The organism is Streptomyces sp. NPDC048671 (assembly GCF_055587045.1).
The window spans coordinates 155,226-179,631 of sequence record NZ_JBVJHB010000016.1 but is presented as its reverse complement, the minus strand read 5'-3'; the positions used below and the strand labels follow the sequence as shown (position 1 = coordinate 179,631).

The window sequence follows — 24,406 nt, the reverse complement described above, 5'->3', positions numbered from 1 at the left end:
GACGACCATGGCCGCCACCCCCCGTACCCCGTCCTCCACCGCACCCGGCGCGCAGCCCCCGATGGGGCTGCGCGAGCGCAAGAAGCTCAGGACCCGGGTCGCGATCCGGCAGGCGACCTACCGGCTGATCTCCGAGCAGGGGTACGACGCGACGACCATCGAGCAGATCGCGGAGGCGGCCGAGGTGTCTCCGAGCACGGTGTTCCGGTACTTCGCGACGAAGGAGGACATCGTCCTCACCGACGAGTACGACCCGCTCATGGCGGCCGTGCTCCGGAGCCGTCCGCTGGACGAACCTCCGCTGGAGTCCCTGCGGTTGATGATGCGGGAGGCGCTGTCGTCGTTCGCCATCGAGGAGGACGAGGAACTGCGTCAGCGCACCCGGCTGATGGTGGAGGTCCCCGCCATCCGGGCGCGGATGACGGAGACCATGTCGGACACGGCGAAGCTCCTCTCCGAGGTGCTCGCCGGCCGCGCCGGCCGCAGCCCGGACGACCTGCCGATCCGGGTCTTCGTCGCGGCGGTGCTGGGCGCACTGCGCGAGGTGACGCTGTACTGGGGCGAGCACGGCCTGGAGGGCGACCTCGTGGAGATGGTCGACGCGGCTCTGGACACGCTGGAGGGCGGCCTGCGGCTGTGACGCCGGTCAGGACGCGGCGCCCCCGAGTGCGTCCGCCAGCACCGCCGGGTCCGTCGTCGGCGCGTCGCAGACGAAGTGCCTGCACACGTACGCGGTCGGCGCGCCGTCCACCATCGGACGGTCCGCCAGCAGCGGGAACTCCGACCCCGCCGTCTCCCCCGCCGCGACCACCGCGCCGGGCGCCCGTCCCAGCAGCGCCGTACGGTGCAGCTCACCGCCGACCGGTCCGGCGACGGCCACCTCGCGCGGTCCGTCGAGCAGCGCCTCGGCCACCGCGAGCCCCCAGCCGATGAACCGCGGCGCCTTCGGCCCGAGCGCCTTCACCACGCCCAACGCGCCCTCGGCGGCGGTGCGGTGGGGCTCCGATCCGGTGTACGCGGCGTACGAGAGCAGCGCCCCCGCCGCCGCCGTCCAGCCGGCCGGGGTGGCGCTGTCGGTGGGGTCCTGCGGGCGGCGGATCAGCTGCTCGGCGTCGTCCGCGGTGTCGTACAGCTGACCGCCCTCGCGGGTGAAGTGCTGGAGCACGATGTCCAGCAGGAAGCCCGCGAACTCCAGCCAGACGCCCTCGCCGGTGACCGCGCCCAGCGCGAGGAAGCCCTCCGCCACATCGCCGTAGTCCTCCAGCACCCCGGCGTGCTCACCGGCCCTGCCGTCCCTGGAGGTACGGGCCAGCCGGGCGACCGGGCCCATGTGGAGCCGCACCAGCAGGTCCGCGGCCTCGGTGGCGCGCTCGATCAGGTCGGGGCGGTCGAAGTACGCGCCCACCTCGGCGAGCGCGGCGATGGCCAGCCCGTTCCACGCGGCGACCACCTTGTCGTCCCGCCCCGGCCGCTTGCGCAGCTCACGGGCGGCGAGCAGCCGGACCCGCACATCGGCGGCCCGCGCGTCGTCCACGACCTGGCCCGTCCGCGGCGGGTGGAGCGGGCCCTTCGGCGGGAGCCGGAGCACCGAGGAACCCTCCTCGAAGGTGCCCTCCTCGGTCACCCCGAAGTGCTCGGCCGCGAACACCGCGTCGTCCTCGCCCAGCACCTCGCGCAACTGCGCCGGCGTCCAGACGTAGTACGCGCCCTCGACGTGCCTGCCGTGGGCGTCCTCACTGTCCGCGTCGAGCGCCGAGGCGAAGCCGCCCTCGGTCGTACGCAGCTCCCGGACCATGAAGTCGGCGGTCTCCAGGGCCACCCGGCGGGCCAGCTCCGAACCGGTCGAACGCCACAGGTGGGCGTATACCCGGCAGAGCAGCGCGTTGTCGTAGAGCATCTTCTCGAAGTGCGGTACGACCCACTCCCGGTCCACCGAGTAGCGGGCGAAACCGCCGCCGAGCTGATCGTACATCCCGCCCCTGGCCATCGCCTCGCAGGTGTCGGCCGCCATCTGGAGCGCACCGTCCGCGCCGGTACGGGCGTGGTGGCGCAGCAGGAACTCGATCGTCATCGACGGCGGGAACTTGGGGGCGCCGCCGAAGCCGCGGTTCTTCTCGTCGTACTCACGGGTCAGCCCGAGCAGGGCCTGCGCCAGCTCCGACTCGGCGGGCAGCCCCTCGCCGCCGTGCGCGAGTGAGCGCTCCGACAGATCGCGGACGATGCGCCCGGCGACCTCGCCGACCTCGTCGCGCCGGTCGGTCCAGGCGGCCACGACACCTTCGAGCACCTGCCGGAAGGACGGCAGGCCGTGGCGGGACTCGGGCGGGAAGTACGTCCCGAAGTAGAAGGGTTCGGCGTCGGCGGTGAGGAAGACGGTCATCGGCCAGCCGCCCTGCCCGGTCGCCGCCTGCACGGCCTCCATATAGACGGCGTCGACATCGGGGCGCTCCTCGCGGTCGACCTTGACGGGCACGAAGTGCTCGTTCAGGTACGCCGCGACGTCCTCGTCCTCGAACGACTCATGAGCCATCACATGGCACCAGTGGCACGCGGAGTAGCCGACCGACAGCAGAACGGGGACATCGCGCCGCCGCGCCTCCTCGAAGGCGTCCTGCCCCCAGGGCCACCAGTCGACCGGATTGTCAGCGTGCTGCAGCAGATAAGGCGAGGTCACACCAGCCAGCCGGTTCATACTGCCCAGCCTCTCACAGTGCCCAATCGTGCCGCCGAAACCCGCGCGGCCCCGCCTCGCTTCTGCCGGTTCGCACGTGTGCGCCATCAGAGAAGAGGCAGAGGAGAGGCAGAAGAGAGGCGCCCGTCACGCTCTTCCGCATCAGGCGCCCCGGCAGCACGGGACAGTAGGCTGAAACCGGCAGCGCCGGGACAGTACGCCAAGGCCGGCATCCCCTTCTGCTGGCGGGTCGAACAGGCCGCCACCGGCGTCCCGATCGTCTATACGTACGTCCTCGACCCCGCCACCAAGGCCTACCGGGACGGCGAGATGTTCACCGGCGCGGTCAAGGCCGCCGTGCCCTTCTCCGTGACGGTCGACCTGGGTGCCCTCTGACGACGCCGGCCGGCGCCCTGCTCCCGCTCCCCCGTACCGCTTGTCGGCGCAGTCTCGCGGACGCCCTGTCGCACACCGGCCCGAGGCAGGAGACTGGTACTCCGTGCTGCCGGGTGCCGGTCCGGCCGACGGGCGGGAACCGAGGGGGACTCATGCGGATGCGGGACAGCCACCGGGCTGATGCCGAGAGGCTGTTGGTGCGGGCCGTGGAGGAAGAGGCGCGGCGCACCGGCGGGCGGACGGACTCCGGCGTGCTGATGACGCGTGCGCGGGGCGCCCTGGACACCATGGCGGCGGGTGCGGCCGAGGAGTACGCCTCGTACGTCCAGGCGCTCGACGCGGCGGCGGCCGGTCAGACGCCGCTGGCGGACCGGCTCAACCGGGCGACGCTCGGAACGCCGTTACTGGTCACCGGAGTTGCCGCGACCGCCGCCTTCGGCGCGGATCTGGCGCTCGGTACGGCGTCGGGCCTGGCGCTCGGCGCGGGGGCCGTCGTCGCGGTCGCGGGCGCCACCGCGACGGTCGCCAAGGTCACCGCTTCGCACTGGCCGGCCGCGTCCCGCCGGGCGGGCGCCCTCGGACAGCCGGGCGGTACCGAGCAGTTGCGGCTCCAGTGGCTGACGGCACTGGAGGTACGGGGCATCCGGCCGTTCCTCGACCAGCAGCGGATGCTGACCGCCTCGTCCCGTACCCCGGCGAAGAAGGCCGCCGCCGTACAGGCCCGCAAGGCCCCGGCCCTGCGCGGCGGGGACCGCAGCGCGGCAGCGCGGATGCGCTCGCTCCTTGAGCAGTCGTTCGGCCATCTCCCCTCGGCCGAGGCCCGGTTCGCGGGGCGCCGGGCCGAGCTGGCGCGGATCGCCCAGTGGGTGCACGCGGCACGCGCGTCGACGGAGACGAAGCCGACCGTGGTCGTGCTGCACGGCCCGCCGGGCGCCGGGCGCACCACCCTCGCGGTGCGGGCGGCGCACGATCTGAAGGACCAGTTCCGGGGCGCGTGCGTGGTGGACCTGCGCGGCGGCGCGGACGGCGAGCCGCCGCTGCCGACCCGTGACGCGCTGCTCCATCTGCTCAACCGGCTGGGGGCGCCCCGCGAGCAGCTGCTGTTCCGGGACGGGGGCTCCGCCGGCCGGTCGGCCGGGTCCTCCGCCGAGCAGCAGGTGCGCCGGCTCAGCGAGCTGTACCACCAGCACCTGACCGGGACGCCGGTGACGATCGTCCTCGACGACGCCAGTGACGTGGAGCAGGTCCGCACGCTGATCCCGGAGCGCTCCGACAGCCTCGTCCTGGTCACCGCCCGCGAGCCGCTCGACCTGCCCGGATCCCTCCCGGCATGGGTGCATCAGCTGGAGGTCGGGGCGCTGGACCCGGCCGGCGCGGAGGAGCTGCTGCGCGAGGCCTCCCCGGAGGAGGGGCAGGGCCTGTACGACTACCCGTCGAGCGAGGCGATCACCGAACTGTGCGGCGGGCTGCCGCTGGCCCTGCGGATCGCGGGTTCCTCGCTCGGGGCGCGTACCCCCGGCGCGCTGGCCGCCGATCTCGCCGCGTACGGCCCGGTGCCACCGGTCGAGCGGGCGCTGTGGCTGCGCTACACCGACCAGTCCGAGCAGGCCCGGCGGCTGCTGCGCCGGCTCGCGCTGGCCGGGCGGGCCAGTCTGGGCGCCGCGGCGGCCGCCGCGCTGCTGTCGGCCGACGAGCAGGAGGCCGGGCGGCTGCTGACCGACCTGTCCGGGGCGGGCCTGCTGGACCACGTACGCGGTTCGCGCTACCGGCTGCACGACCTCGTACGGGGCTTCGCCCTGGCCCGGCTGCTCGACGAGGAGGAGCCGGCCGAGCGCACGGCCGCGCAGGAGCGGCTGATCGTCAACTACGCGGAGCTGGCCGGTGCGGTGATCCGGATGGTGGACGGCAAGATGTCCACCCGGGCCGGGCAGTTCGGCTCGCACGGCTTCACCTCCCTGGACGCGGCGCTGCGCTGGCTGGACGAGGAGTCGAGCTTCATCACGTCCGCGCTGCGGCACGCCGAGGGCGTCGACCAGTCGGCGGTGCTCGATCTGCTGGGCGCGCTGTGCGACTACTGCCTGCTGCGCGGCGACCTCTACCGGCTGGGCGAGATCAGCGAGCTGACGCAGGCGGTCGACCAGGGGCTGCTGGAGCGGTCGGTGCAGTGGCGTACCGGGATCGCGGCCCGCCAGCTCGGCGAGCTGGACAAGGCCCGCACCACGCTGTCCTCCGTCGTCGGCCTGTACCGCGAGGCGCAGAACGACTCGGGTACGGCGCTGGCGCTCTGTTCGCTCGGCATCACCCTGCACCACCAGGGCAATCTGACGGAGGCGGCGGCGCGGCTGCGGGAGGCGCTCGAACTGCAGACCTCCGAGGACCAGGCCGAGGACCGGGCCTGGTCGCTGCACGCGCTGGCCGCGGTGGAGCGCGACCGGGCGCACCCGGCCGAGGCGCTGGCGCTCCTGGACACGGCACTGGTCCTGCACCGCGAGGGCGAGTCGCTGCACGGGGAGGCCTGGACGCAGTTCCAGCTGGGTCAGGTGCTGCTGCGGATGGGCGATGTGGAGCGGGCCGAGCTCGCGCTGCGTACGGCCCTGGATCTGTACGGGCGCACCCGCGACGAGCGCGGCGAGGCCTGGGCGCTGACCCAGCTGGCCCGTGCCAGGCTGCTGGACGGCGATCCGGCACCCGCGGTCGAGCAGCTGAACGCGGCGCTGTCCCGGCACCGCGACAACGAGGACGCGCGGGGCGAGGCGTGGACGCTCTACTACCTGGGCCAGGCCCTGGAGGAGACCGGCGACACCGATCAGGCGGTACGGCAGCTGGAGCGGTCCCGCACGATGTTCTCCCGGATGCGGGACGTGTACGGGCTTGCGTGCGCCCGGCACCACTCGGGCCGGGTCACCCGCGACCAGCGGGCCGCGCAGACGGGCAACCTGCGCAACTCCGGTTTCGCCCGCCAGCTCCTGGTGGACGCGCGGGCCGACTTCCGGCGCATCGGGGTCGCCCACGGGGAGGCGTGGACGTGTCTGGAGCTGGCCCTGATCGACGCGGGCAACCATCGCGCGCCGCAGGCGCTGGACCTGTGCGGTGAGGCGGCCGAGCTGTTCGACTCGTACGGCGACGCGCGCGGCGCGGACTGGGCCCGCTTCCTGCGCTGCACGCTGCTGCCGTACGCGTCACCGGGCGGCACCGAGGTGGGCACGGTGGTGGCGCAGCAGGAACTCGCCGACCTGATCGCGGCCGGCCACCCGACCCGGGACGGCAGGCTGGAGGACTGCGCGGAGGCGTTCCGGGTGGTCCTGAACCGCGGAGTGGACCTGGAGGACGGCTGGCAGGCCTGGCGCCTGGGCCTGACCCCGGCCCGTCACGCCCGGGAGATCATGGGCGTACCGATCCCGGCGAGGCCGTAGGGTCCTACGTTTGGATCAGGCCGGGCACCCGAGGGCGGAGCGGCCACCGGTCCCCCGGCGCCGCCCCGCCCGCCCCACTGCTTCACTGCTCCCGCTTCACTGCTCCCGCTTCACTGCTCCCGCTTCGCGGACCCCGCGGAACCCGGGGCCCCGGCCGCGGCCGGCACAGCCGCCGCATCGCCGGGCGCCTCCGGAGCCTCCTCGAAGTCGACCTTCCCCATGTGCCGGTTCATCGACTTCATCAGCAGCCACACGCCGATGGCGAGCGCGGCGAAAACAATGAAGCCGAGGACCCCGGGGGTCACCTTGTTCTTGTCCAGTTCCTCGGCGAGCGGGACGAGGTGCGTCAGTGCCTGAGTCGCGTACATATCAGGCATTGTCGCGGATGCCCGCGAAGAGGTCGCTCTCGGGGAGGGAGGTATCGACGAGGGACTTCGCCAGCTCGTACTCCTCGGTCGGCCAGACCTCCCGCTGGATGTCCATCGGAACCCGGAACCAGCCGCCCTCCGGATCGATCTGCGTCGCGTGCGCGATGAGCGCCTTGTCACGGATCTCGTAGAAGTCCGCGCACGGAACATGCGTGGTCAGCGTGCGTTCGGCGCGCTCGAACTCCTTCCAGCGCTCCAGCCAGTCCGCGTACGGGGACTCCATTCCACGGGCCAGCAGCGCCTCGTGCAGGGCGACCGTGCGCGGCTTGTTGAAGCCCTGGTTGTAGTAGAGCTTCCGCGGCGCCCAGACCGGGCCGAACTCCGCCTCGGGGAACCGCTCGGCGTCCGCCGCGCCCTCGAAGGCGATCATCGAGATCGTGTGGGTCATGATGTGGTCGGGGTGCGGGTAGCCCCCGTTCTCGTCGTACGTGGTGATGACCTGCGGCCGGAACGCACGGATCTTCGCGACGAGACGCCCCGCCGCCGTCTCCGCGTCCTCCAGCGCGAAGCAGCCCTCGGGCAGCGGCGGCAGCGGGTCGCCCTCGGGCAGCCCGGAGTCGACGAAGCCGAGCCACTCCTGCTTCACGCCCAGGATCTCCCGGGCCTCGTCCATCTCCTTCTTGCGGACCTCGTGGATGTTCTCCTCGATGTACGCGTCGCCCTGGAGTTTCGGATTGAGGATGGAGCCGCGCTCACCGCCCGTGCAGGTCACTACCAGCACGTCCACCCCCTCGGACACGTACTTGGCCATGGTGGCCGCGCCCTTGCTCGACTCGTCGTCGGGGTGGGCGTGCACGGCCATCAGTCGAAGCTGCTCAGTCAAGACTCGATCCTCAGTGATTGGTCGCCATCAGGGTGCCGTCCCGCAGGGACGTCGGTGTGGGGTGGCGGTCGGGTGGCGGGTGGAGGCTTCTATAGTGACCGAACCGGGGGGCGGAAAATTCCTCAATCCCCGGTACGGGAGGAACGATCATGACCGCGGTGCGCGAAGCGCCCTCCGAGAACCGCTACGGCCGCTCAGCGGACCAGCGTGCGGACCGCAAACTCAAGATCATCGGCTCGGCGCTCGGCATTGCTCTGCTCGGCGTGATCGGCTGGATCGGTTACGACTACATCGCAGGCCAGGGCGTCAGTGCCGAGGTGATCAAGTTCAAGGTCGTCTCGGACGACCGGGTCGAGGTGCACCTGGAGGTCCGCAAGGACCGGGACGCCAAGGGCTACTGCACGATCCGCTCGCAGCGCGAGGACGGCACCGACGTCGCCCGCAAGGACTTCCGCTTCGACGAGGACACCAGCCGGATCGACCGCGTCCTCTCCCTGCGTACGACGTCCAGGGCGACCAGCGTCGAGCTGCTGGGCTGCACGGACGACGGCGGGGCGTCGCATTGACCGCCGCACGCACCTTCTGACCCGCTATTGGCGGCGCTGACCTGCGGTTCGATACTCGCGGTCGGTTACCTTCTCCCCCTTTTCCTGGGGAATTGTTAGGCTCGTGGTTTCGCCCACCCGTGGAAGCGCATGCTTCGGGGTAGGGCGATGCTTTGTATTCCCAGTACCGACGAGGAGCACCCTGTGACCCAGACCAGCGAAAACGTCACCTGGCTCACGCAGGAGGCGTACAACCAGCTGAAGGCCGAGCTGGAGCACCTGTCTGGTCCCGCGCGCACGGAGATCGCCGTAAAGATCGCGGCGGCCCGTGAGGAGGGGGACCTGCGTGAGAACGGCGGGTACCACGCGGCCAAGGAGGAGCAGGGCAAGATGGAGCTCCGGGTGCGCCAGCTGACCCAGCTCCTGGAACACGCGAAGGTCGGCGAGCCGCCGGCGGACGACGGCGTGGTCGAGCCCGGCATGGTCGTGACGCTCGCCTTCGACGGCGATGACGACGACACGATGACCTTCCTCCTGGCCTCCCGTGAGTACGCGAGCGGCGACATCGAGACGTATTCCCCGCAGTCCCCGCTCGGCATGGGCGTGAACGGCAAGAAGATGGGCGAGACCGCGGACTACGAGCTGCCGAACGGCAAGACCGCGACGGTGAAGATCCTTTCGGCGAAGCCGTACACCGGCTGATCCCCGCACAGTGAAAGGAGCCTCCCGCCCGATGGGCGGGAGGCTTCGTCGTGCTGTGCGTCAGCTCCAGGTCAGCCGCTCGCCGTCCTCATCGGCGTGATGAGTCATCCGTCACGTCGAGGGTGAGCCGCGAGGCGCGGCGGACCGGGTGACGAAGCGAGGGATACGTCACGCGTACGGCCACTCCTGCGAGGACATGCTCCTGCGTATGAAATGGAGCCGAACGCGTGCCCTGGTGCTTGCTCTGCTGGCCGCCGCCTTCGTCGGCTACGCCCTGCTGTTGTGGCAGGGCCCGTGGTGGCTGGACGGCGATCGGCTCCGTCAACGGGATCTCCAACCTGCCGACGGTGTGGTGATCACGGGGTTCCGCACGACACTCGTCGCCCTCGGCGCCGGTGCGGTCGCCGGGGCAGGCCTCTACTACACCGACCGTACGCTGCGACACACTCGCAACCGGGACCGCGAGCAGGCCGAAATCGCCCGGGACGGCCAGGTGACTGCCCACTATGTGGAAGCCATCAAGCTGCTTGCGTCCCAGCGCACAGTCGAGCGCCTGGGCGGTATCTACGCTCTGGAGCGGATCATGCGGGAGTCCGCCAAGGACCACCTCACAGTGGTCGAGGTCCTCGCCGCGTTCGTCCGGGACCAGGCGCCGGTGGCGCCCGACACAGAGTCGGTCTCCTCTGCGAAGCCGGAGGAGACCGTCCAGGCCGCCTTGACGGTTCTGGGAAGACGGCCACCGCTGGATGAGCCGTTCCGCATAGACCTGCGGCGTACAAACCTACGCGGAGCGGACCTCCGGGGCGCCCGGCTGGAGCGCGTACGCCTCGCCGGTGCGCGCCTGGAGGGAGCCAACCTGACCGGCGCCCACCTGGAGAAGGCATGGCTGGGGGAGATCCGACTCGATGGCGCGTGGCTTGATCACGCCCACCTTGAAGGGGCCAGCCTGAAAGGTGCCGACCTACGCGGCGCCCATCTCAAGGAAGCTCATCTCAAGGGAACCGGCCTGTTCAGGGCAGACCTGTCAACAGCGATCAGCCTGACTCCGGATCAGGTGGGCGAGGCGGTGCTCGATGCGGGGACGAAGCTGCCCCTCGCGATGGAGAGCACGATTCGAGCAGCCCCGTGACACTCGATGTGGTGGTGCCCAGTGCTCGGGCGAGCATGTGAAGCACCTCGGCCTGGGCGTTCCCGCCCTGCTCGGCCTTGCGGACCACATCGACGGACAAACCGGCTTCCTCGGACAGCGACGACAGCGAGTCACCTCCTTGTCAGGGTATGCCCTTCCGGGTAACGACGAAGCCCCCACCGGGGGTTGCCTGATGGGGGCCTCAACTCACGGCGCTCGGTTGGCCGTCAGCCGGTACCTGCGGACCGCCGGCGTGCGGAAGGCCGCGATGATGACGACGGAGCCGGATCAGCGAGGCCCAGACGGGATGCCGCATCGGCCAGGCGTCGGAGTGGGAGACGCCCGGGTTCCCGAACAGCACGCGGCACGTCTGGACGGTGGCACTGAACGGGTTCCAGCCCGCGATCGGCTGGAGTCAGGAGGCCATCACGCTTGAGTCAACGAAGGCGTTCGAGATGAAGGAGACCGGAAACAGCCAGATCCGTCCGCCCGAGGTAGCGGCCTCTGGCGATTCCACTTATAACCACGCATGCTCGAACGGCTCAGGAGAACTTTACGATCAAAGCAGAGCAGTATTCGAACGCGCTCGAATACTCAACTCCTTCCACTTGACTCCGAATTCACCCATACCACTCTGTCCGGGGCCAGAAATCCTCTGTTCTCACCTGGCCACCCTCTATAGCGTCAGGGCCTGATCGAGCACAAAGAGGTCATCGATGCACGAGGGGTTGATCCTGATCAAAATATTGACGAAGGTGCTCGGAACGGGCGCGGCAGCGGCGACTCTGGTGATGGGCACGGCCTTCTCGGCCCAAGCCGGTGCCCAGGTGACCGCCCAGGCCAACGTCCCCTATCTGTCCGGCGGCAGGGTTTACGCCTCGGCGACCCTGTGGGGACCCAATCCGGTCGGCACAAAGCTCTGCGTCTACCTCAACACGCAGCACCCGTACTACCCCGACATCACGGTCGCGTCCGGATGCGAGTCTCTCAACGCCGGCACGTTCAGTGTTTCCACTCCGAAGCCGGCTTGCGGCAACATGACCACGTATGCCGCCGTGGTCTATGACGGGAAGAGCAAGTGGACGGGCAGCACCAAGTACAAGCTGTTCTGCTGACGCCACAGGCAGAAGGAGGCCCGGAGCTTGCTTGCCGTGCTCCGGGCCTCTTGCTGTTCTTCTGATTCGCGCCGGACGCGGCCTGGATTTGGGCTCAGTTCGCCGCCGAGCGGTACTTGCGCACCGCCAGCGCCCGGAAGACAGCGATGATCAGCACGGACCAGATGATCGAGGCCCAGATCGGGTGCTCCATCGGCCACGCACCGGTGACCGTCTTCGGGACGCCCGGCATCGTGTTCCCGAAGAGTTCACGGGCGCCCGCCACAGTGGCACTGAACGGGTTCCACTCGGCGACATGCTGAAGGAACGCCGGCATACCGGTGACCGGCACAAAGGCGTTCGAGATGAACGTCAGGGGGAACAGCCAGATGAGCCCGCCGGAGGTCGCCGCCTCCGGGGTCCGTACCGACAGGCCGATCAGGGCGCCGATCCAGGAGAACGCGTAGCCCAGCAGGAGCAGCAGCAGGAAGCCACAGAGCACCTTCCCGATGTTCTCGTGGGTCCGCCAGCCGACGATCAGGGCGACTCCCGCGAGGACGACGAGCGTGAGGCTGGTCTGCACGAGGTCGGCGAGCGTCCGTCCGGTGAGGACCGCGCCCCGGGCCATCGGCAACGACCGGAAGCGGTCGATGAGCCCCTTGTGCATGTCGTCGGCGATGCCCGCGCCGGCGCCCGCGGTGGCGAAGGTGACGGTCTGGGCGAAGATGCCCGCCATCAGGAATTCCTTGTACAGCTGCGGGTCGGTGGAGCCGCCGATGCTGATCGAGCCGCCGAAGACGTAGGTGAACAGCACCACGAACATAACTGGCTGGATGACCCCGAAAAGGAGCATCTCGGGAATCCTGGTCATCCGAATCAGGTTCCTGCGGGCGATGACCAGGGAGTCGCGTACGGCCTGGCCGATGCCGCCGCCGGACCGTGGGGCGGGGGCCGTCGCCGTCTCGGTGAGTGCGCTCACTTCTCCGCCTCCGTCCCGGCTGCGACGGACTGCGCCGCCGCCCCGTCCCCGTCGTTCTTCTGCTCTTCGGCCGCGTGGCCGGTGAGGGAGATGAACACGTCGTCGAGGGTGGGGCGGCGCAGCCCGATGTCGTCGATCTCCACCCCTCGGGCGTCGAGGTCGCGGATGATCTCGGCGAGGAGCTTGGCCCCGCCGTCGACCGGGACGGTCAGTTTGCGCATGTGCGGGACGACCGCGACCTCGCCCTTGCCCAGGTGGCCGAGGGCGGCGCGGGCCGGTTCGACCTGGTCGGGCTGGTGGACCACGACCTCGACGCGCTCGCCGCCGATGCGGGCCTTGAGCTGGTCGGAGGTGCCGCGGGCGATGACGAGGCCGTGGTCGATCACGCAGATGTCATGGGCGAGACGGTCGGCCTCCTCCAGGTACTGCGTGGTCAGCAGCAGCGTCGTACCGCCTGCCACGAGCTCCTCGATGACCTCCCAGAGCTGCTGCCGGTTGCGCGGGTCGAGGCCGGTGGTCGGCTCGTCCATGAACATGACCGGCGGGGCGACGACGAGGGCCGCCGCGAGGTCGAGACGGCGGCGCATGCCGCCGGAGTACGTCTTGGCGGGGCGGTCGGCCGCGTCGGCGAGGTGGAACCGATCCAGCAGCTCCCCCGCCCGGACCTTCGCGTCGCGCCGGCTCATCTGGTAGAGCTGGCCGACCATCTGGAGGTTCTCGCGGCCGGTCAGGTACTCGTCGACGGCGGCGAACTGGCCGGAGAGCCCGATCGAGCGCCGTACCTCGTTGGGTTTCTTCAGTACGTCGATGCCCGCGACGAAGGCGCTGCCGCTGTCGGGCATGAGCAGCGTCGTCAGGACACGCACGGCGGTCGTCTTGCCGGCGCCGTTGGGGCCGAGAAGTCCGAGGACGGTGCCCTCGGGCACGTCGAGGTCGACACCGCCGAGTGCGGTGACGTCGCCGAAGGTCTTCACCAGACCTTCGGCGTATATGGCGCCTGGCATATGGGGTTCCCCCAGTGCGTTTGGGTGGCTTCCTCACAGATCCTAGATTTGCCCGTCTTGCCTCGCCCGGCGAACACACGAAGCGAACGCGTGTACGCCATCGGGCCGGGCGATGGCACAGTAACGCGATACATCGCGACACACAAGGTTCGGTTCACAGGGCAGCGGAGTGGCTCAGTTCAACACCAGGTAGCCCGCGTCGCGGAGCGCCGCTGCGACCTCCGCGCAGTGCTCCGGGCCCTTCGTCTCCAGATGCAGCTCCACCTCGGCCTCGGTGAGGCCCAGCCGGGGATCGGTGCGCACATGGCTCACGTCCAGGACGTTGGCATCGGCCACCGAGAGCACGGCGAGCATCGTCGCCAGCGCGCCGGGGCGGTCCGTCAGCCGCAGCCGCAGGCTCAGATACCGGCCGGCCGCCGACATGCCGTGGGTCAGGATGCGCTGCATCAGCAGCGGGTCCACGTTGCCGCCGGACAGCAGCGCCACCACCGGCCCGCGGAACGACCTCGGGTCGCTCAGCAGGGCGGCCACCGGGCTCGCCCCGGCCGGCTCCACGACCATCTTCGCCCGCTCCAGGCAGAGCAGCAGCGCACTGGACAGCTCGTCCTCGGAGACCGTACGGATCTCGTCGACCAGATCCCTGATCAGGGGGAACGGTACGTCGCCCGGCCGCCCCACCTTCATGCCGTCCGCCATCGTCTGGAGCGAGCCGATCGACACCGGGTGGCCGGCGGCCAGCGAGGGCGGGTAGGCGGCCGCGCCCGCCGCCTGCACGCCGACGATCCGCACATCGGGGCGGACCGCCTTCACCGCCACGGCGATCCCCGCGGCGAGCCCCCCGCCGCCGATCCCGACGACGATGGTGCGCACCTCGGGGCACTGCTCCAGGATCTCCAGGCCCACCGTGCCCTGCCCGGCGATGATGTCCGGGTGGTCGAAGGGGTGGATGAAGACCGCGCCGGTCTCCCGCGCGTACTCCTGCGCCGCGGCCAGCGTCTCGTCGACGACATGGCCGTGCAGCCGCACCCGCGCCCCGTACTCACGCGTCGCGGCGACCTTCGGCAGCGGCGCCCCGACCGGCATGAAGACCGTCGCCCGTACGCCGAGCAGCGCAGACGCGAGCGCGACACCCTGCGCATGGTTTCCGGCGCTCGCGGCCACCACGCCCGCCGCCCGTTCCACCGGGGACAGCCCGGCGATCCGTACGTACGCGCCCCGCAGTTTGAACGAGCCGGTGCGCTGAAGGTTCTCGCACTTGAACCGGACGGGAGCGCCCACGAGGCCGGTCAGATGGCGGCTGCCCTCCATCGCGGTGACCCTGGAGACGCCGGCGAGCATCTTCTGCGCCCCCTTGATGTCATCGAGGATCAGCGGGGGAAACTGGGTGGGCGGCGGGAAGTTCATACCGCAAGTCTTGCAGCTGAAAGGGGTTGTGGCCGCCGCGAGCCGGGCCGTCCTGCGCCGATGTCCGCAGGTTTGTGCAGCGCTGGTACGCGTTGCCCCGGGGCCGCGTACTCTGTCCCCCACCCATCCGACACCGCACGAAGAGAGCCCCCGGCCATGCCCCCTCAGGACATGACGACTGCCGCGTCTCCCTCCGGGGGCGCCACCCCGGAAAATCCGGGTCACGACCACCTCCTCGACACTCTGCAGCACCAGGTGGCGGTCTTCGCCCGCCGTGCCGAGCAGACCCGCCTCGGCGGGGTCGGCCAGGTGCGCAATTCCATGGACCGGGCCGCGTATCTGCTGCTCAACCGGCTGGACCGGGAAGGACCCATGGGCGTCAAGGCGCTGGCCGCCGGGATGGGGATCGACTCCTCGACCGTGACCCGCCAGGTCGCACCGCTCGTGGACACCGGCCTGGTCAAGCGGACCTCGCACCCGGAGGACGGCCGGGCCGTCGTGCTCCAGCTGTCCCCGCGCGGACAGGCCCGGCTGGACGAGGTCCGGGCCTCGCGACGCGAGCTGATGTCGCAGGTGACGGGCGACTGGGACGAGGAGGAACGCGACACGTTCTGCGCGCTGCTCACCCGTTTCAACGCGGCACTGGCCGCCCGGCAGAGCGCGCACCAGCCGCCCGCCGCGGGATAGGGCCCGTCCGCGGCGGACCATGGCCGGGGCCACCCGCGCCACCTACGCAATCAGAAGTGCCAGGGCGGCTCGTGCGGCGGCGTCGTTCTGCCGGAACGCGGGGCCGCCCGAGTGCGGGGGCGCGAAGGCGCTGGTCCGGGCGGTGGTGAACGGTCCGAGGGCGAATCGGCGCGGGTGGCTGCCGCCGTGACGCGTCAGAAGGCGGCCATCGTCATGGCCGACCCGGACCAGCCCCGCGCCCGAGGCGGTGACGGCGCCCTCTTCGTACAGGTTCCGCAGCAACGGATTGCTGACACGCTCGGGGGGCGGGGTGGGCAGCCTGGCCTCCACCAGGGCCCGCGCCGTCACCTGCGCGCCGGGCACGCTGGGGCTCCCCGCCCGGAAGACGCCGCGCTCCTCGTCTGCCTCGACAGTCATCCCCGGACCGAGGAAGCGGACGACTCCGGCCCGCGAGAGAGCGAGCAGTTGGCGGAGCCGGGGCGGAGGAGGACCGCAGGCGAACGAGCTGAGCAGTCCGAACCAGCTGCCGTCCGGGTCGCCGGCTTCGCCGAGGCGCACGAGTTGCCGGGCGAGGGAGAGCAAACCCATGTAGACGGGGATGCCCGGGTTTCCCGCCGGGTCGTGTGTGCGGCCGAGATCCGCACGGATGTAGTCCCGCAGGTGGTCCTGAAGTGCGTCGTGCGAGGGGAGGCGCAGGCCGCTCAGCGGGCTGTCGAGGGCTTCGAGGCTGAACCGGTCGGCGGGGTCGGGGACGGCAGCGGCGAGCAGGGCCTCCATTTCCGGGCTGCCGGGGCCGGCCACCGCGTACCGGTGCTCAAAGCCGGTCCAGCCACCACGGGTGCGTTCGGGGCGGCGGGTGAAGAGGAAGTGGTAGTGGGCGAAGCCGAGTTCCTTGCCGATGAGTGGCCTGACGTCCCGCCGGTGGTCGGGCGGCGTCGGACGGTTCAGCAGCTCGTCCGCCTGTGCGGGCCCGAGGAAGCGGGGCAGTGGCGGCCACGCGCCGGTCAGGTCGTAGCCGGCCTTCGGGTGGTAGGGGACACCGCGCCGGGAACCGACGTGCAGGACCGGTTCCTTCCCGGAGGGGTGGTAGATGAGCTCGCCCTCGTCATCCTGGGCGCTGCCCGAGTAGTAACCGCCGCGTCCCTCTGTGAGGAGGGCCATCAGGTCGACGAAAGCGAGCCCGATGCCGCGAGCGATGACCGGTTCCCCCGCAGGCAGGCCGGAGAGATCGGTCTCCGCGGTGAAGTCGGGCGGCAGGAAGAACAGACCGTGCCTGTCCGCGAACGCGCGCAACTGTGCGTGTTCCGTGTCCAGTTCGCCCTCAAGATGACCCAGCGCCAGGACCAGGACGTCGGCGGGCAGCGGTTCGCGACGGCCGGCCAGCCGGACGCTCTGACGGCCCTGGCCCGGTTCCATGACACGCACGGCGGTCGTGGGATGCCAGTGCACGCTGATACCCGGCGGCATGGAGGCCACCACCTGTTCGTACACCCAGCGCAGGTAGGCGCCCTGCACGCGTCGGCCGGCGAAGTCCCGCGGGGCGAGCGTGCCCAGCTCGGTACGGAGTGTCCGGGCCACACCCGCGGACTCGGACCGTTCGATGCCGGCGGGGAGGCGCGCCCGGCCGCTGTGGATGTCACGTGCCCATTCGTAGAGCGTGGGTCCGTGCCGTACCGGCCCGTCCATGGGCACCGAGTCGTCGGTGTACATGGTGACGTCCTGAGCCACAGAGTTCATCCACAGCAGTGGGGACTGCGCACAGTGCCAGTTGCGGCCGCCGCCGGGCGGATACGGGTCGACCAGGTGGATGTCGAGCCGCCGGCCGCCGTAGAGGCCGGGCGCGTTGGCGGCCACGCGCTCCAGGAAGCCGGTGCCTCGGGGGCCCGCCCCCACCACGACGAGGGACGGGACCCGGGACGGCCCGCGGCAGTCGGCGTCGTAGGGCTCCAACGTGAGGCTCCGTGGTTCCGGGGTTCTGTGGTTCTGTGGTTCTGTGGTTCCGGGGTTCTGTGCGGTGCGTGTGGTGCGTGCGGTGCGTGTGGTGCGTCTTCCTGGTGTTCAGTTGAGGAGGAGCGCCGCGTCCCAGTTGCCCGGGGGCTCGCTGTCGGTGGCGTAGGTGTGCAGGGCCAGGACCGCTCCGCCGGCGCCTTCGAGGAAGCCGGCACGGTGCGGCGCCAGCCGAACGCCCGGTCGGGTCACGGGGCGTTCGTAGTAGAAGCCGAAGGGCAGCTCCGGGTCGTAGGCCGCGACGAGCGGCTGGGCGAGCTCCGTCAGACGCCGGGCGAGGCGTGCGTCTCCGCTGTCCCGGACCATCCGCCAGGTGACGTGGAGCAGTCCGGCCCACCCGTGGCACAGAGAACAGTCGGTGATACGGGCATGCCGGAAGTCGAGGGCCTCGTCCAGCGACCGCACAGCCGTCTCCCGCCAGTCCGGACGGTCGAGGGCGCGCCCGGCGAGGTAGAGCGCTCGGACCACGCCCGGCGTGCCGTAGCACCAGGCGAGGATGGTCTCCTTGGGGTCGCGCGGGGCGTCCGGTCCGGCAAGGAACTCCTCGAACCCCAGCGAGCTGGGCCACAGGCCGCCCCCCAGACGCCAGGCCACCAGGTGCTCGACGATGCCGGCGATGGCCTCCGCATGTCCCGGAACGCGAACGCCGGCCTCCCAGCCCAGGGCGAGCAGGGCGAGCGCGCCGGTAATGCCGTGCGAGAGACCGAGGTTGAAATGTCCGTGGGCGAATCGTGGATGGTCGTAGAGGCCGGGGGGCTGGGCATCCCACCAGCCGGGGACGGAATGGCCGTTGGCCTCGGTCGGCCGGGTGAGGCGCACCAGGTAGGAGAGCGTCTCCGCCAGCAGGTCCTGGTGGTGGGGGGCCCGTTCCATGAGGTAGCGCCCCAGCCCGCTGACCCCGCCGATGACGTCGAACACGCTCACGGAGACACCGGCGCGCCCGGCGTCGAGGCGTTCCCGCTCCTGAGCGAGCCGGCTCCGCAGATACGCGGTCACCCGTTCGTCGAGCCGGTCCACCAGCCCGGCATAGTCCTCGGGTGTTCGCCGGGCCACCAGTGCGGCGAAGGCAAGCGGCGTCGCCCCGCCGTACAGCGCCTCGCCTCTGCCCGCCGGGAGGTCCCGGGCCGCAGCGGTGAGGTAGGCGTGGGCTGTCGTGCGGAGTTCGGGCGCGGTGTGGGACAGCGCGCCGTACACCACGGCCAGCCCCGCGTGGCCCTCTCCGAGATTGAGCCCTGTCCAGGGGAGCGCTGCGGCGTGTCCGCCGGGATATACGTCACGGTTGCCGGCCGAATGGGCCACGCGGGACACCTCTTCGGGGTCTGCGAGCCGCTCGGCGAGGTCGGTCACGATGTTTCCCGCGCGTTCGCGCAGCGGGTCGGACACGGCGGTTGCCACGGTGGGGTAGGTCGTCATCACTGTCCCTCTTGCTTGGTGTTGACGGTCGTTCTGTACGGGGTCACGGGCTGACGCGGCCTGTCGCCGCTACGACAGGCCGGCTCCGTGGCCGATCGGCGTTGTGGCGCCGGTCCCGGTGTGCCTGCACAGCGCCGCGGGCGATGGCGAGCGAGGCGGCTTCGGTGTTCGGGTCGACGCCCAGCAGCCTGTTGTGGTGCATGTGGAACAGGGAGGGCCATACGTCTTCCGGCGCGGTCCAACTCCCTGCTCCCAGCCCCCGCAGAGTCCGGCCGTAGGCCGTCATCGCCGCGGACCGGCGTTCCCACACCGCCGCGAGGGCGTCCGCGCCCGGATACGAGGAGGGCCGGACCTGGTGGTCGTACGGGTTGATCACGTCGAGGGCCTGGCGGCGGCGGCTCTGGAACTCCCTGTGCTTCTCGCCCTTGGGGAAGGCCCGCAGCAGCCCGTCGATCCAGGACGGTTCGGCGCCGTCCCCGGTGTCGGCGCTGTCGTGGAAGCGGCGCAGGAGGTCGACGTAACCGAGCGCGGCGACGAGGACCGGTTCGAGTGTCAGCCGCCCGCTCTCCATGAGGGTCAGGACATCGATGGCCGCCTGGCTGTCGGCGTGGAAGGCGCGTTCGGCCGTGTCGATCGCGCCGGGCCCGCCGTACCGCGCCAGTTCCGGTTCGTAGGTGTCCAGCGAGAGCCGGCGGATGAGGCGGTGGGCGCGGAGATCGGCAGCCCAGGCGTGCAGGCCGGGCAGCACGGATTCCCGGAGCGCCTGCGAGGAACTGTGGAAACGCAGCCGCAGTACCGGGTCGGGATCGCGGTAGCGGATGAAGAACCAGCGATCGACCTCAGGGGGCAGAGCGGCGGTCAGCCGCGGCAGGTGGCTGATCAGCAGGTCGTTGTGCCGCTCGGTGGCGCAGTACACCGAGGCGTACAGCCACTCGCCGCCCGGCAGGTGCTCGGCCGGGCCCTGCGGGCGGTCGTCGCGGTTCCGGACCGTGCGCTCAGGATCCCGGGCCGGCGCGGGGGGCTGCCGCGTACGGCGTGCGAGCGGGAAGACGAGTTGGGCCCGGTGCGCGCCCCCGCTCCCATGCAGCCAGCCGTTGTCCGTTCCGGACGGGGCGAGCACCTCGGACAGTTCGCTCCGGGGGCGGCGGCCCAGCTGGTGGCGGAAGAGCCGCAGGTGCTGCGGCTGTGTGAGGTCCAGCTCCATCGCCTGGTCGGCGAAGGAGAGCATCAGGCGGTCCGGGACCCGGCTGCGCTCCCGCCACCGTGCGACCTCCCCGGCCCATCGCTCGAACGGGGCGTCCTCGTCGAGCACGGAGGCGGGGGCTCGCCAGCGGGCGGGGACCAGGATGCTGCGCCCGTAGCGCACACGGGGCGTGTGCGGCAGGTCAGAGGCGGCTCCCCAGTCCCACGGCTGCCAGGAGCGGTGTCCCCAGCCCCGGCCGGCGGCGCACAGGAAGCGAGCCGTGTTGGGCGCGTACGTGCGGACGTCGAGCCAGTGCAGGGAGGCGGGGAGGATCGTCGAACCGTCACTCAGCCGTACCAGCCACAGCTGTTCCAGGTCGGCGCGGACTCCGATGTCGTCCAGGTCGAGGATGCCGGACGCCGTGCGGTCGGCGTAGACGGCGACGGGGATCTCGTGATCGAGCAGCCGAGGTGTCTGTGCGACGTTGGCGCCGCGGCCCTTGCTCGTCCGGTACAGCACCTGGGCGCAGAGTTCCCGCCCGTCGGACGGCGTCGCGGCGAAGGCGGCCAGTGCCGAGCGGGTCCGGTCGGGAAGCAGGTGGGTGAACCGCCCGAACGTGGCCCCCCGCGAATAGCCGCCCTGCGACACCACGAGCCGGAAATCGCCCGCCTCCAGAGCGGCTTGTGAGTCGGCCAGCAATTCGGTGAACATCTCCAGGGACGCCGGAGGCGTGCCGGTGTCCTTGGCGAGGCCCGTGACGAGGGGGTGGTCGTCGTCGAGGACGGCTTCGGGCGCCCCGGACATCAGGGTGTCCTGAGCCAGTGCGAGCAGCAGACGGTTCCGCCCGACGTCGGGTTCCTGCCTCGGCGGGGAAGAGCGGTGGCTGGGCGGATGCCGGTATCCGTACGGTGCCCCCAGGCTGGCATCGGGGTCGAGTACCTCACGGACGGGGACGGCTTGGCTCGTTCCGAAACGCTCCAGGAACTCCCCGTGGTAGGCCACCTCCGCCGACTGGGCGGGCGCTTCGGGGGAGAGACGCCACAGCAGGTGCGCGACCCGTTCGGTCTCCGCGGCCACCGAGGGCGGCAGCCGCACATCGGCATCCAGCGACAGGTCGACCTGCACGAGACGGTCGTCCTTCCGCAGCCGCGCCATACGGCGGGTGACCTGGTCCCAGGCAGCGCGCCCCTCCCCTGCCGGGGTGGCCATGTAGGCGTCCAGATCCCTTGCCACGGCCTGTAGTTCAGCGAGCTCCGGGAGTACTGCCTGCGGCTCCGTACCGGCCAGCGTCCGCAGGACGTGCCCGAGGGGATCGGTGGCGTCCATGGGCGGTCGCAGCTCGGTCAGGAGGATCTCGCGCTCGACCAGCCCGACCAGCATGCGCTCGATGACCGCCCGGGTCGCCTGGGGGAAGGCGCGCATCAACGCGTCGCAGAGCTCCCCGCACCGCACGGGGGACTGGGCCCGTTTCACCGCTTCCCGCACCGGAGCGGTGTGCCGCACACTGACCTCGCCCGCGCCGGCATCGGCCTTCCCACCGGTATCGGCCTTCCCGCCGGCATCGGACGGGGCATGGCATACGTAAGGGAGGACGAGCCGCCCGCCGCGCGTGAAGCACAGGTTGTTGACCGTCACGCGCAACCCCCGCAGAACCTCCGGCCGGCGCTCCCACTCGGAGACAAGCGCCAGGAGCCACCCGAGCTCCGGCCGCGCCGCACGCCGGTGCCGGGTGCCGAAACGCGCCGTGGTCTCCTCCGGCTCGTCGGCGAACTCGGCCACCGCCACACCCGCCATCAGCCCGAACGGTGTGGGCCGCGTGGCCATCCGTAGCCGATAAGCCGTCAGGGACCGTGCTGTACGCCGCAGTTGTGTGATCCCGAAGGTCCGGGTGCCGGCGACGATGGCGTCCCACTGGCGCGCCAACGGCAGGCTGGAGACCGCGACCGCCTCACGCAGTTCGGAGTCGTCGGCCAGGCGGCACATGAACTCCACCAGCCGTTCCGGCTCCTCAGGGCTGCCGTCCCGCACATCGACGTGGGTATCCGCCGCCCGGCACGCCGCGTGCGCCGGCGCCCTGAGCAGAGCGAAGCCGGCGCTTGAGAAAGGAGACTCGTGCTCCACTGCCGCGCACCTTTCCAGATGAGGTGTCTCTGAATAAACGGGAGTCGCCGAGAGTCGCCGAGGGTCTTCGGGGCTCTGCGAGGTGAATGTCAGATGAATGTGAATCAGCCGTGGGACAGGGCGAGGTGGCTGCTTCCCGGCCGGGAAGGGGATGCCCGGGATCACTCCCGGTGGGCGAACCCGTGTGCTGCCCAGACCAGCGCGCCCATTCCCGCGGCGGCCAGCAGCCCCAGCTCCAGCGCTACGGGGGGCTGCCATCCGGCCCATTGAGGACCGCCGCCCGCGGCATGCCCGGGTACTTGAGAAGCAATGCAGCGCCGCAGCGCGTCGACGGCGTACGACAGCGGGTTCAACGAGGTCAGCGTGGCCAGCCAGCCCGGCAGGGCGCTGAGCGGAAAGAACGCGCCGGAGAGAAAGAACAGCGGCATCATGCTCAGGGTCAGCAGCATGTTGAAGGTCTCGATGGCGCGGATGTGGACCGCCAGCGCGAGCGTGAGGGCCGCGAAGGTGAAGGCCGTCACGATCATGCCGGCCAACAGCAGACACAGCAGCAACGGCTGGTACGGCAGGCCGACCACGCCTGCCAGCGAAAGCAGCACGGTGCCCTGCACGGTCGCCGTGACCGTGCCGCTCAGACAGTCCCCGTACAGCAGCGTCGAGCGGCGCACCGGCGCCATCAGCGTCTCGCGCAGATAACCGCTCTCCCGGTCGATGATCAGACGCACCCCGACGGACATGGCGGGCGCTTGAACGGTCAACGCCAGAACGCCGGGGAAGAGGAACGCGCGATAGTCACCGCCCACCGCGCTGTGGGGGATCAGAGCGGACAGCCCGCCGCCGAGCGCGAGCAGATACAGCGCCGGCTGGAACAGCATCACCACCACGTTCGTGCGCCTGCTGGTCAGCCGCAGCAGTCCGCGGTGTACCAGGGCGTGCACCGCGCGCAGCTCGCGCCGCAGGGCTGAGCCCGGAAGGGGGTCCCGTGGTGCCGGTACCGTGATTGCGGCCACGTGTGCGGGCGGGGTGGCGCCCGGAACGGCGACATCCGTGGTGCCGCTCTCGGGAGGGCCGCTGCGGGCGGACTGGTCGGCGGGTGAAGGATCTGCTGTGGGTGAAAGATCCGCGGTGCGGAAAGGGCCCGTTGCACGGGCGGCGGCGTCGGAGCTCATACGGACCGTCCCGCTTCGGCGTTGATGGTGCGGCCGGTGTGGTGGAAGAACACGTCGCCCAGGGTGGGCGGGGTCGCTGAGACCGCGTGCACCGTGACGCCCTGCTGTGCGAGCGCGGCACACAGCCGGGGAATCCACGCGCTGGTCTCACCGACACGCACGCTCACGCCGCCGGCATCCACGGTGACGTCGGAGATCGGAGGCAAATCGCTCCCGGCTCCCCAGGGCCCGGCCCCGTCGCACGATCCGTCCCCGGAACCGACACGCTCGGAACCGGCACGCTCGGGACCGGCACGCTCGCGGGCCGCCCGTAGCACCCCGGCCGCTGCCACGTCGTCGCTTGTCCGCAGCACGAGCCGGTCGTTGCCGATGCCGGCCTTGAGGGTCCGGGGGGTGCCCCGTGCCACGATGCGGCCCGCGTCGATGATGGCGAGCCGGTCGCAGTTCTCGGCCTCTTCGAGATAGTGCGTGGTGACGAACACCGTGGTGCGCCCGAGGTCCCGCAGTGTCCGCAGATGCTCCCAGGTCTGGGCGCGGGCGTGCGGATCAAGTCCGACCGTGGGCTCGTCCAGGAACAGCACACGGGGTGCGTGCAGCAGACCGCGCGCGATCTCCAGCCGGCGCCGCATACCCCCGGAATACGCCCGTACGACCTGCTGGGCCCGGTCGGACAGCCCGGCCAGCTCAAGCACCGCGGCGATCCGCTCGCGCAGATATCGGCGGGAGAGTCCGTACAGACGCCCGTGCACATACAGGTTCTGCCGGGCCGACAGGTCCAGGTCGAGCGCGCTGTGCTGGGAAAGGAGCCCGATGTTCCGCCGTACCTGCCGCGGCTGGACCAGCACGTCGGCCCCGGCCACCCGCGCCTGGCCCGCAGTCGGCCTGACCAGCGCGCTCAGCATGCCGATGACGGTGGACTTGCCCGCCCCGTTGGGCCCGAGAAAGCCGAAGGTCTCACCGGCGGGTACGTCCAGGTCGACGCCCCGGACTGCCTCGATCCGCGCGCCCTCGCGCTGACCGGCGGCACCCTTCGCCCCCGGGTAACTCTTGCTCAGTCCACGGGCCCGGATGGCGAGGCGGTCGTCGCGCTGTGCGGAAACGCTGGAACCAGTGACCGGTGCGGTGCCTCCGGCCGTCCCCGGCCGGTGCTGCGCGAACTGGTCTTCGCTGGGCATGAGCGCTCCTCGGCCAGGATCCATCCGGGCTCCCTCGGCTGCGGTGTGGGTGGGGTGGGCGCC

General features: G+C 71.1%; 18 protein-coding genes and 2 pseudogenes. 8 read left to right on the top strand and 12 right to left on the bottom strand.

Annotated features, from left to right (window positions below):
- Nucleotides 1-7 precede the first annotated feature (7 nt).
- On the top strand, nt 8-640 hold the full coding sequence (locus tag ACZ6S6_RS29860; RefSeq protein ID WP_469707786.1) for a TetR/AcrR family transcriptional regulator: 633 nt from the start codon (nt 8-10) through the stop codon (nt 638-640).
- Nucleotides 641-646: 6 nt separating this feature from the next.
- Here ACZ6S6_RS29860 and ACZ6S6_RS29855 read toward each other — a convergent pair whose 3' ends face one another.
- Complete coding sequence (locus ACZ6S6_RS29855) at nt 647-2,692, bottom strand: thioredoxin domain-containing protein (RefSeq protein ID WP_469707784.1); 2,046 nt, start codon at nt 2,690-2,692, stop codon at nt 647-649.
- 192 nt (nt 2,693-2,884) lie between these two features.
- Between ACZ6S6_RS29855 and ACZ6S6_RS29850 the strand changes: the two are divergent.
- Both ACZ6S6_RS29850 and ACZ6S6_RS29845 read left to right on the top strand, forming a co-directional pair.
- A pseudogene (locus ACZ6S6_RS29850) lies at nt 2,885-3,067 on the top strand (Uma2 family endonuclease); the annotation flags it as partial.
- A 152-nt stretch (nt 3,068-3,219) separates the two neighbouring features.
- Entirely contained in the window at nt 3,220-6,480 is a 3,261-nt protein-coding gene (locus ACZ6S6_RS29845) for a tetratricopeptide repeat protein (protein WP_469707782.1), read from the top strand.
- A 110-nt stretch (nt 6,481-6,590) separates the two neighbouring features.
- On the opposite strand, the gene ACZ6S6_RS29840 is transcribed toward ACZ6S6_RS29845, so the two are convergent.
- The gene (locus ACZ6S6_RS29840; protein WP_362953853.1) at nt 6,591-6,848 is read right to left on the bottom strand and encodes a hypothetical protein; all 258 of its coding nucleotides are present in this window, start codon (nt 6,846-6,848) and stop codon (nt 6,591-6,593) included.
- A gap of 1 nt (nt 6,849) precedes the next feature.
- Nucleotides 6,850-7,731, bottom strand: coding sequence for a mycothiol conjugate amidase Mca (mca, locus tag ACZ6S6_RS29835; protein WP_362953855.1), 882 nt, complete (start codon nt 7,729-7,731; stop codon nt 6,850-6,852).
- Nucleotides 7,732-7,880: 149 nt separating this feature from the next.
- Here mca and ACZ6S6_RS29830 point away from each other — a divergent pair, with 149 nt between their 5' ends.
- The 3 genes from ACZ6S6_RS29830 to ACZ6S6_RS29820 all read left to right on the top strand — a co-directional run bounded on the left by ACZ6S6_RS29830 (nt 7,881) and on the right by ACZ6S6_RS29820 (nt 10,107).
- Complete coding sequence (locus tag ACZ6S6_RS29830) at nt 7,881-8,297, top strand: DUF4307 domain-containing protein (protein ID WP_362953857.1); 417 nt, start codon at nt 7,881-7,883, stop codon at nt 8,295-8,297.
- 183 nt (nt 8,298-8,480) lie between these two features.
- Entirely contained in the window at nt 8,481-8,978 is a 498-nt protein-coding gene (gene greA / locus ACZ6S6_RS29825; RefSeq protein ID WP_362953859.1) for a transcription elongation factor GreA, read from the top strand.
- Nucleotides 8,979-9,186: 208 nt separating this feature from the next.
- On the top strand, nt 9,187-10,107 hold the full coding sequence (locus ACZ6S6_RS29820; RefSeq protein WP_362953860.1) for a pentapeptide repeat-containing protein: 921 nt from the start codon (nt 9,187-9,189) through the stop codon (nt 10,105-10,107).
- 207 nt (nt 10,108-10,314) lie between these two features.
- On the opposite strand, the pseudogene ACZ6S6_RS29815 reads toward ACZ6S6_RS29820, so the two are convergent.
- Nucleotides 10,315-10,624, bottom strand: a pseudogene (locus tag ACZ6S6_RS29815) (ABC transporter permease); the annotation flags it as partial.
- Nucleotides 10,625-10,823: 199 nt separating this feature from the next.
- Between ACZ6S6_RS29815 and ACZ6S6_RS29810 the strand changes: the two are divergent.
- Nucleotides 10,824-11,222: a hypothetical protein gene (locus ACZ6S6_RS29810; RefSeq protein ID WP_362953862.1), complete on the top strand. Its 399-nt coding sequence runs from the start codon at nt 10,824-10,826 to the stop codon at nt 11,220-11,222.
- A 94-nt stretch (nt 11,223-11,316) separates the two neighbouring features.
- Here the strand turns inward: ACZ6S6_RS29810 and ACZ6S6_RS29805 are convergent, their stop codons facing one another.
- The 3 genes from ACZ6S6_RS29805 to ilvA form a co-directional block, all read right to left on the bottom strand.
- Nucleotides 11,317-12,180: an ABC transporter permease gene (locus ACZ6S6_RS29805; RefSeq protein WP_362953864.1), complete on the bottom strand. Its 864-nt coding sequence runs from the start codon at nt 12,178-12,180 to the stop codon at nt 11,317-11,319.
- Complete coding sequence (locus ACZ6S6_RS29800; protein WP_362953866.1) at nt 12,177-13,184, bottom strand: ATP-binding cassette domain-containing protein; 1,008 nt, start codon at nt 13,182-13,184, stop codon at nt 12,177-12,179. Before ACZ6S6_RS29800 ends, ACZ6S6_RS29805 begins: the two co-directional genes overlap by 4 nt.
- Before the next feature lie 174 nt (nt 13,185-13,358).
- Nucleotides 13,359-14,588, bottom strand: a complete 1,230-nt coding sequence (gene ilvA / locus ACZ6S6_RS29795) for a threonine ammonia-lyase (RefSeq protein ID WP_362953867.1) — start codon at nt 14,586-14,588, stop codon at nt 13,359-13,361.
- A gap of 156 nt (nt 14,589-14,744) precedes the next feature.
- Between ilvA and ACZ6S6_RS29790 the strand changes: the two genes are divergently transcribed.
- Nucleotides 14,745-15,275, top strand: coding sequence for a MarR family winged helix-turn-helix transcriptional regulator (locus tag ACZ6S6_RS29790; protein WP_469707777.1), 531 nt, complete (start codon nt 14,745-14,747; stop codon nt 15,273-15,275).
- Nucleotides 15,276-15,317: 42 nt separating this feature from the next.
- On the opposite strand, the gene ACZ6S6_RS29785 is transcribed toward ACZ6S6_RS29790, so the two are convergent.
- The 5 genes from ACZ6S6_RS29785 to ACZ6S6_RS29765 all read right to left on the bottom strand — a co-directional run bounded on the left by ACZ6S6_RS29785 (nt 15,318) and on the right by ACZ6S6_RS29765 (nt 24,343).
- The gene (locus ACZ6S6_RS29785; protein WP_469707775.1) at nt 15,318-17,225 is read right to left on the bottom strand and encodes an FAD/NAD(P)-binding protein; all 1,908 of its coding nucleotides are present in this window, start codon (nt 17,223-17,225) and stop codon (nt 15,318-15,320) included.
- Between the two features lie 108 nt (nt 17,226-17,333).
- A complete protein-coding gene (locus ACZ6S6_RS29780) occupies nt 17,334-18,695 on the bottom strand; it encodes a lanthionine synthetase C family protein (protein WP_469707773.1) in 1,362 nt (453 codons plus the stop codon).
- Nucleotides 18,696-18,738: 43 nt separating this feature from the next.
- On the bottom strand, nt 18,739-21,906 hold the full coding sequence (locus tag ACZ6S6_RS29775) for a lantibiotic dehydratase (protein WP_469707771.1): 3,168 nt from the start codon (nt 21,904-21,906) through the stop codon (nt 18,739-18,741).
- A 254-nt stretch (nt 21,907-22,160) separates the two neighbouring features.
- Nucleotides 22,161-22,883 (bottom strand): ABC transporter permease, encoded by a 723-nt coding sequence (locus ACZ6S6_RS29770; RefSeq protein WP_469707769.1) that lies wholly within the window; start codon nt 22,881-22,883, stop codon nt 22,161-22,163.
- Nucleotides 22,884-23,164: 281 nt separating this feature from the next.
- Nucleotides 23,165-24,343: an ATP-binding cassette domain-containing protein gene (locus ACZ6S6_RS29765; protein WP_362953879.1), complete on the bottom strand. Its 1,179-nt coding sequence runs from the start codon at nt 24,341-24,343 to the stop codon at nt 23,165-23,167.
- Nucleotides 24,344-24,406 lie beyond the last annotated feature (63 nt).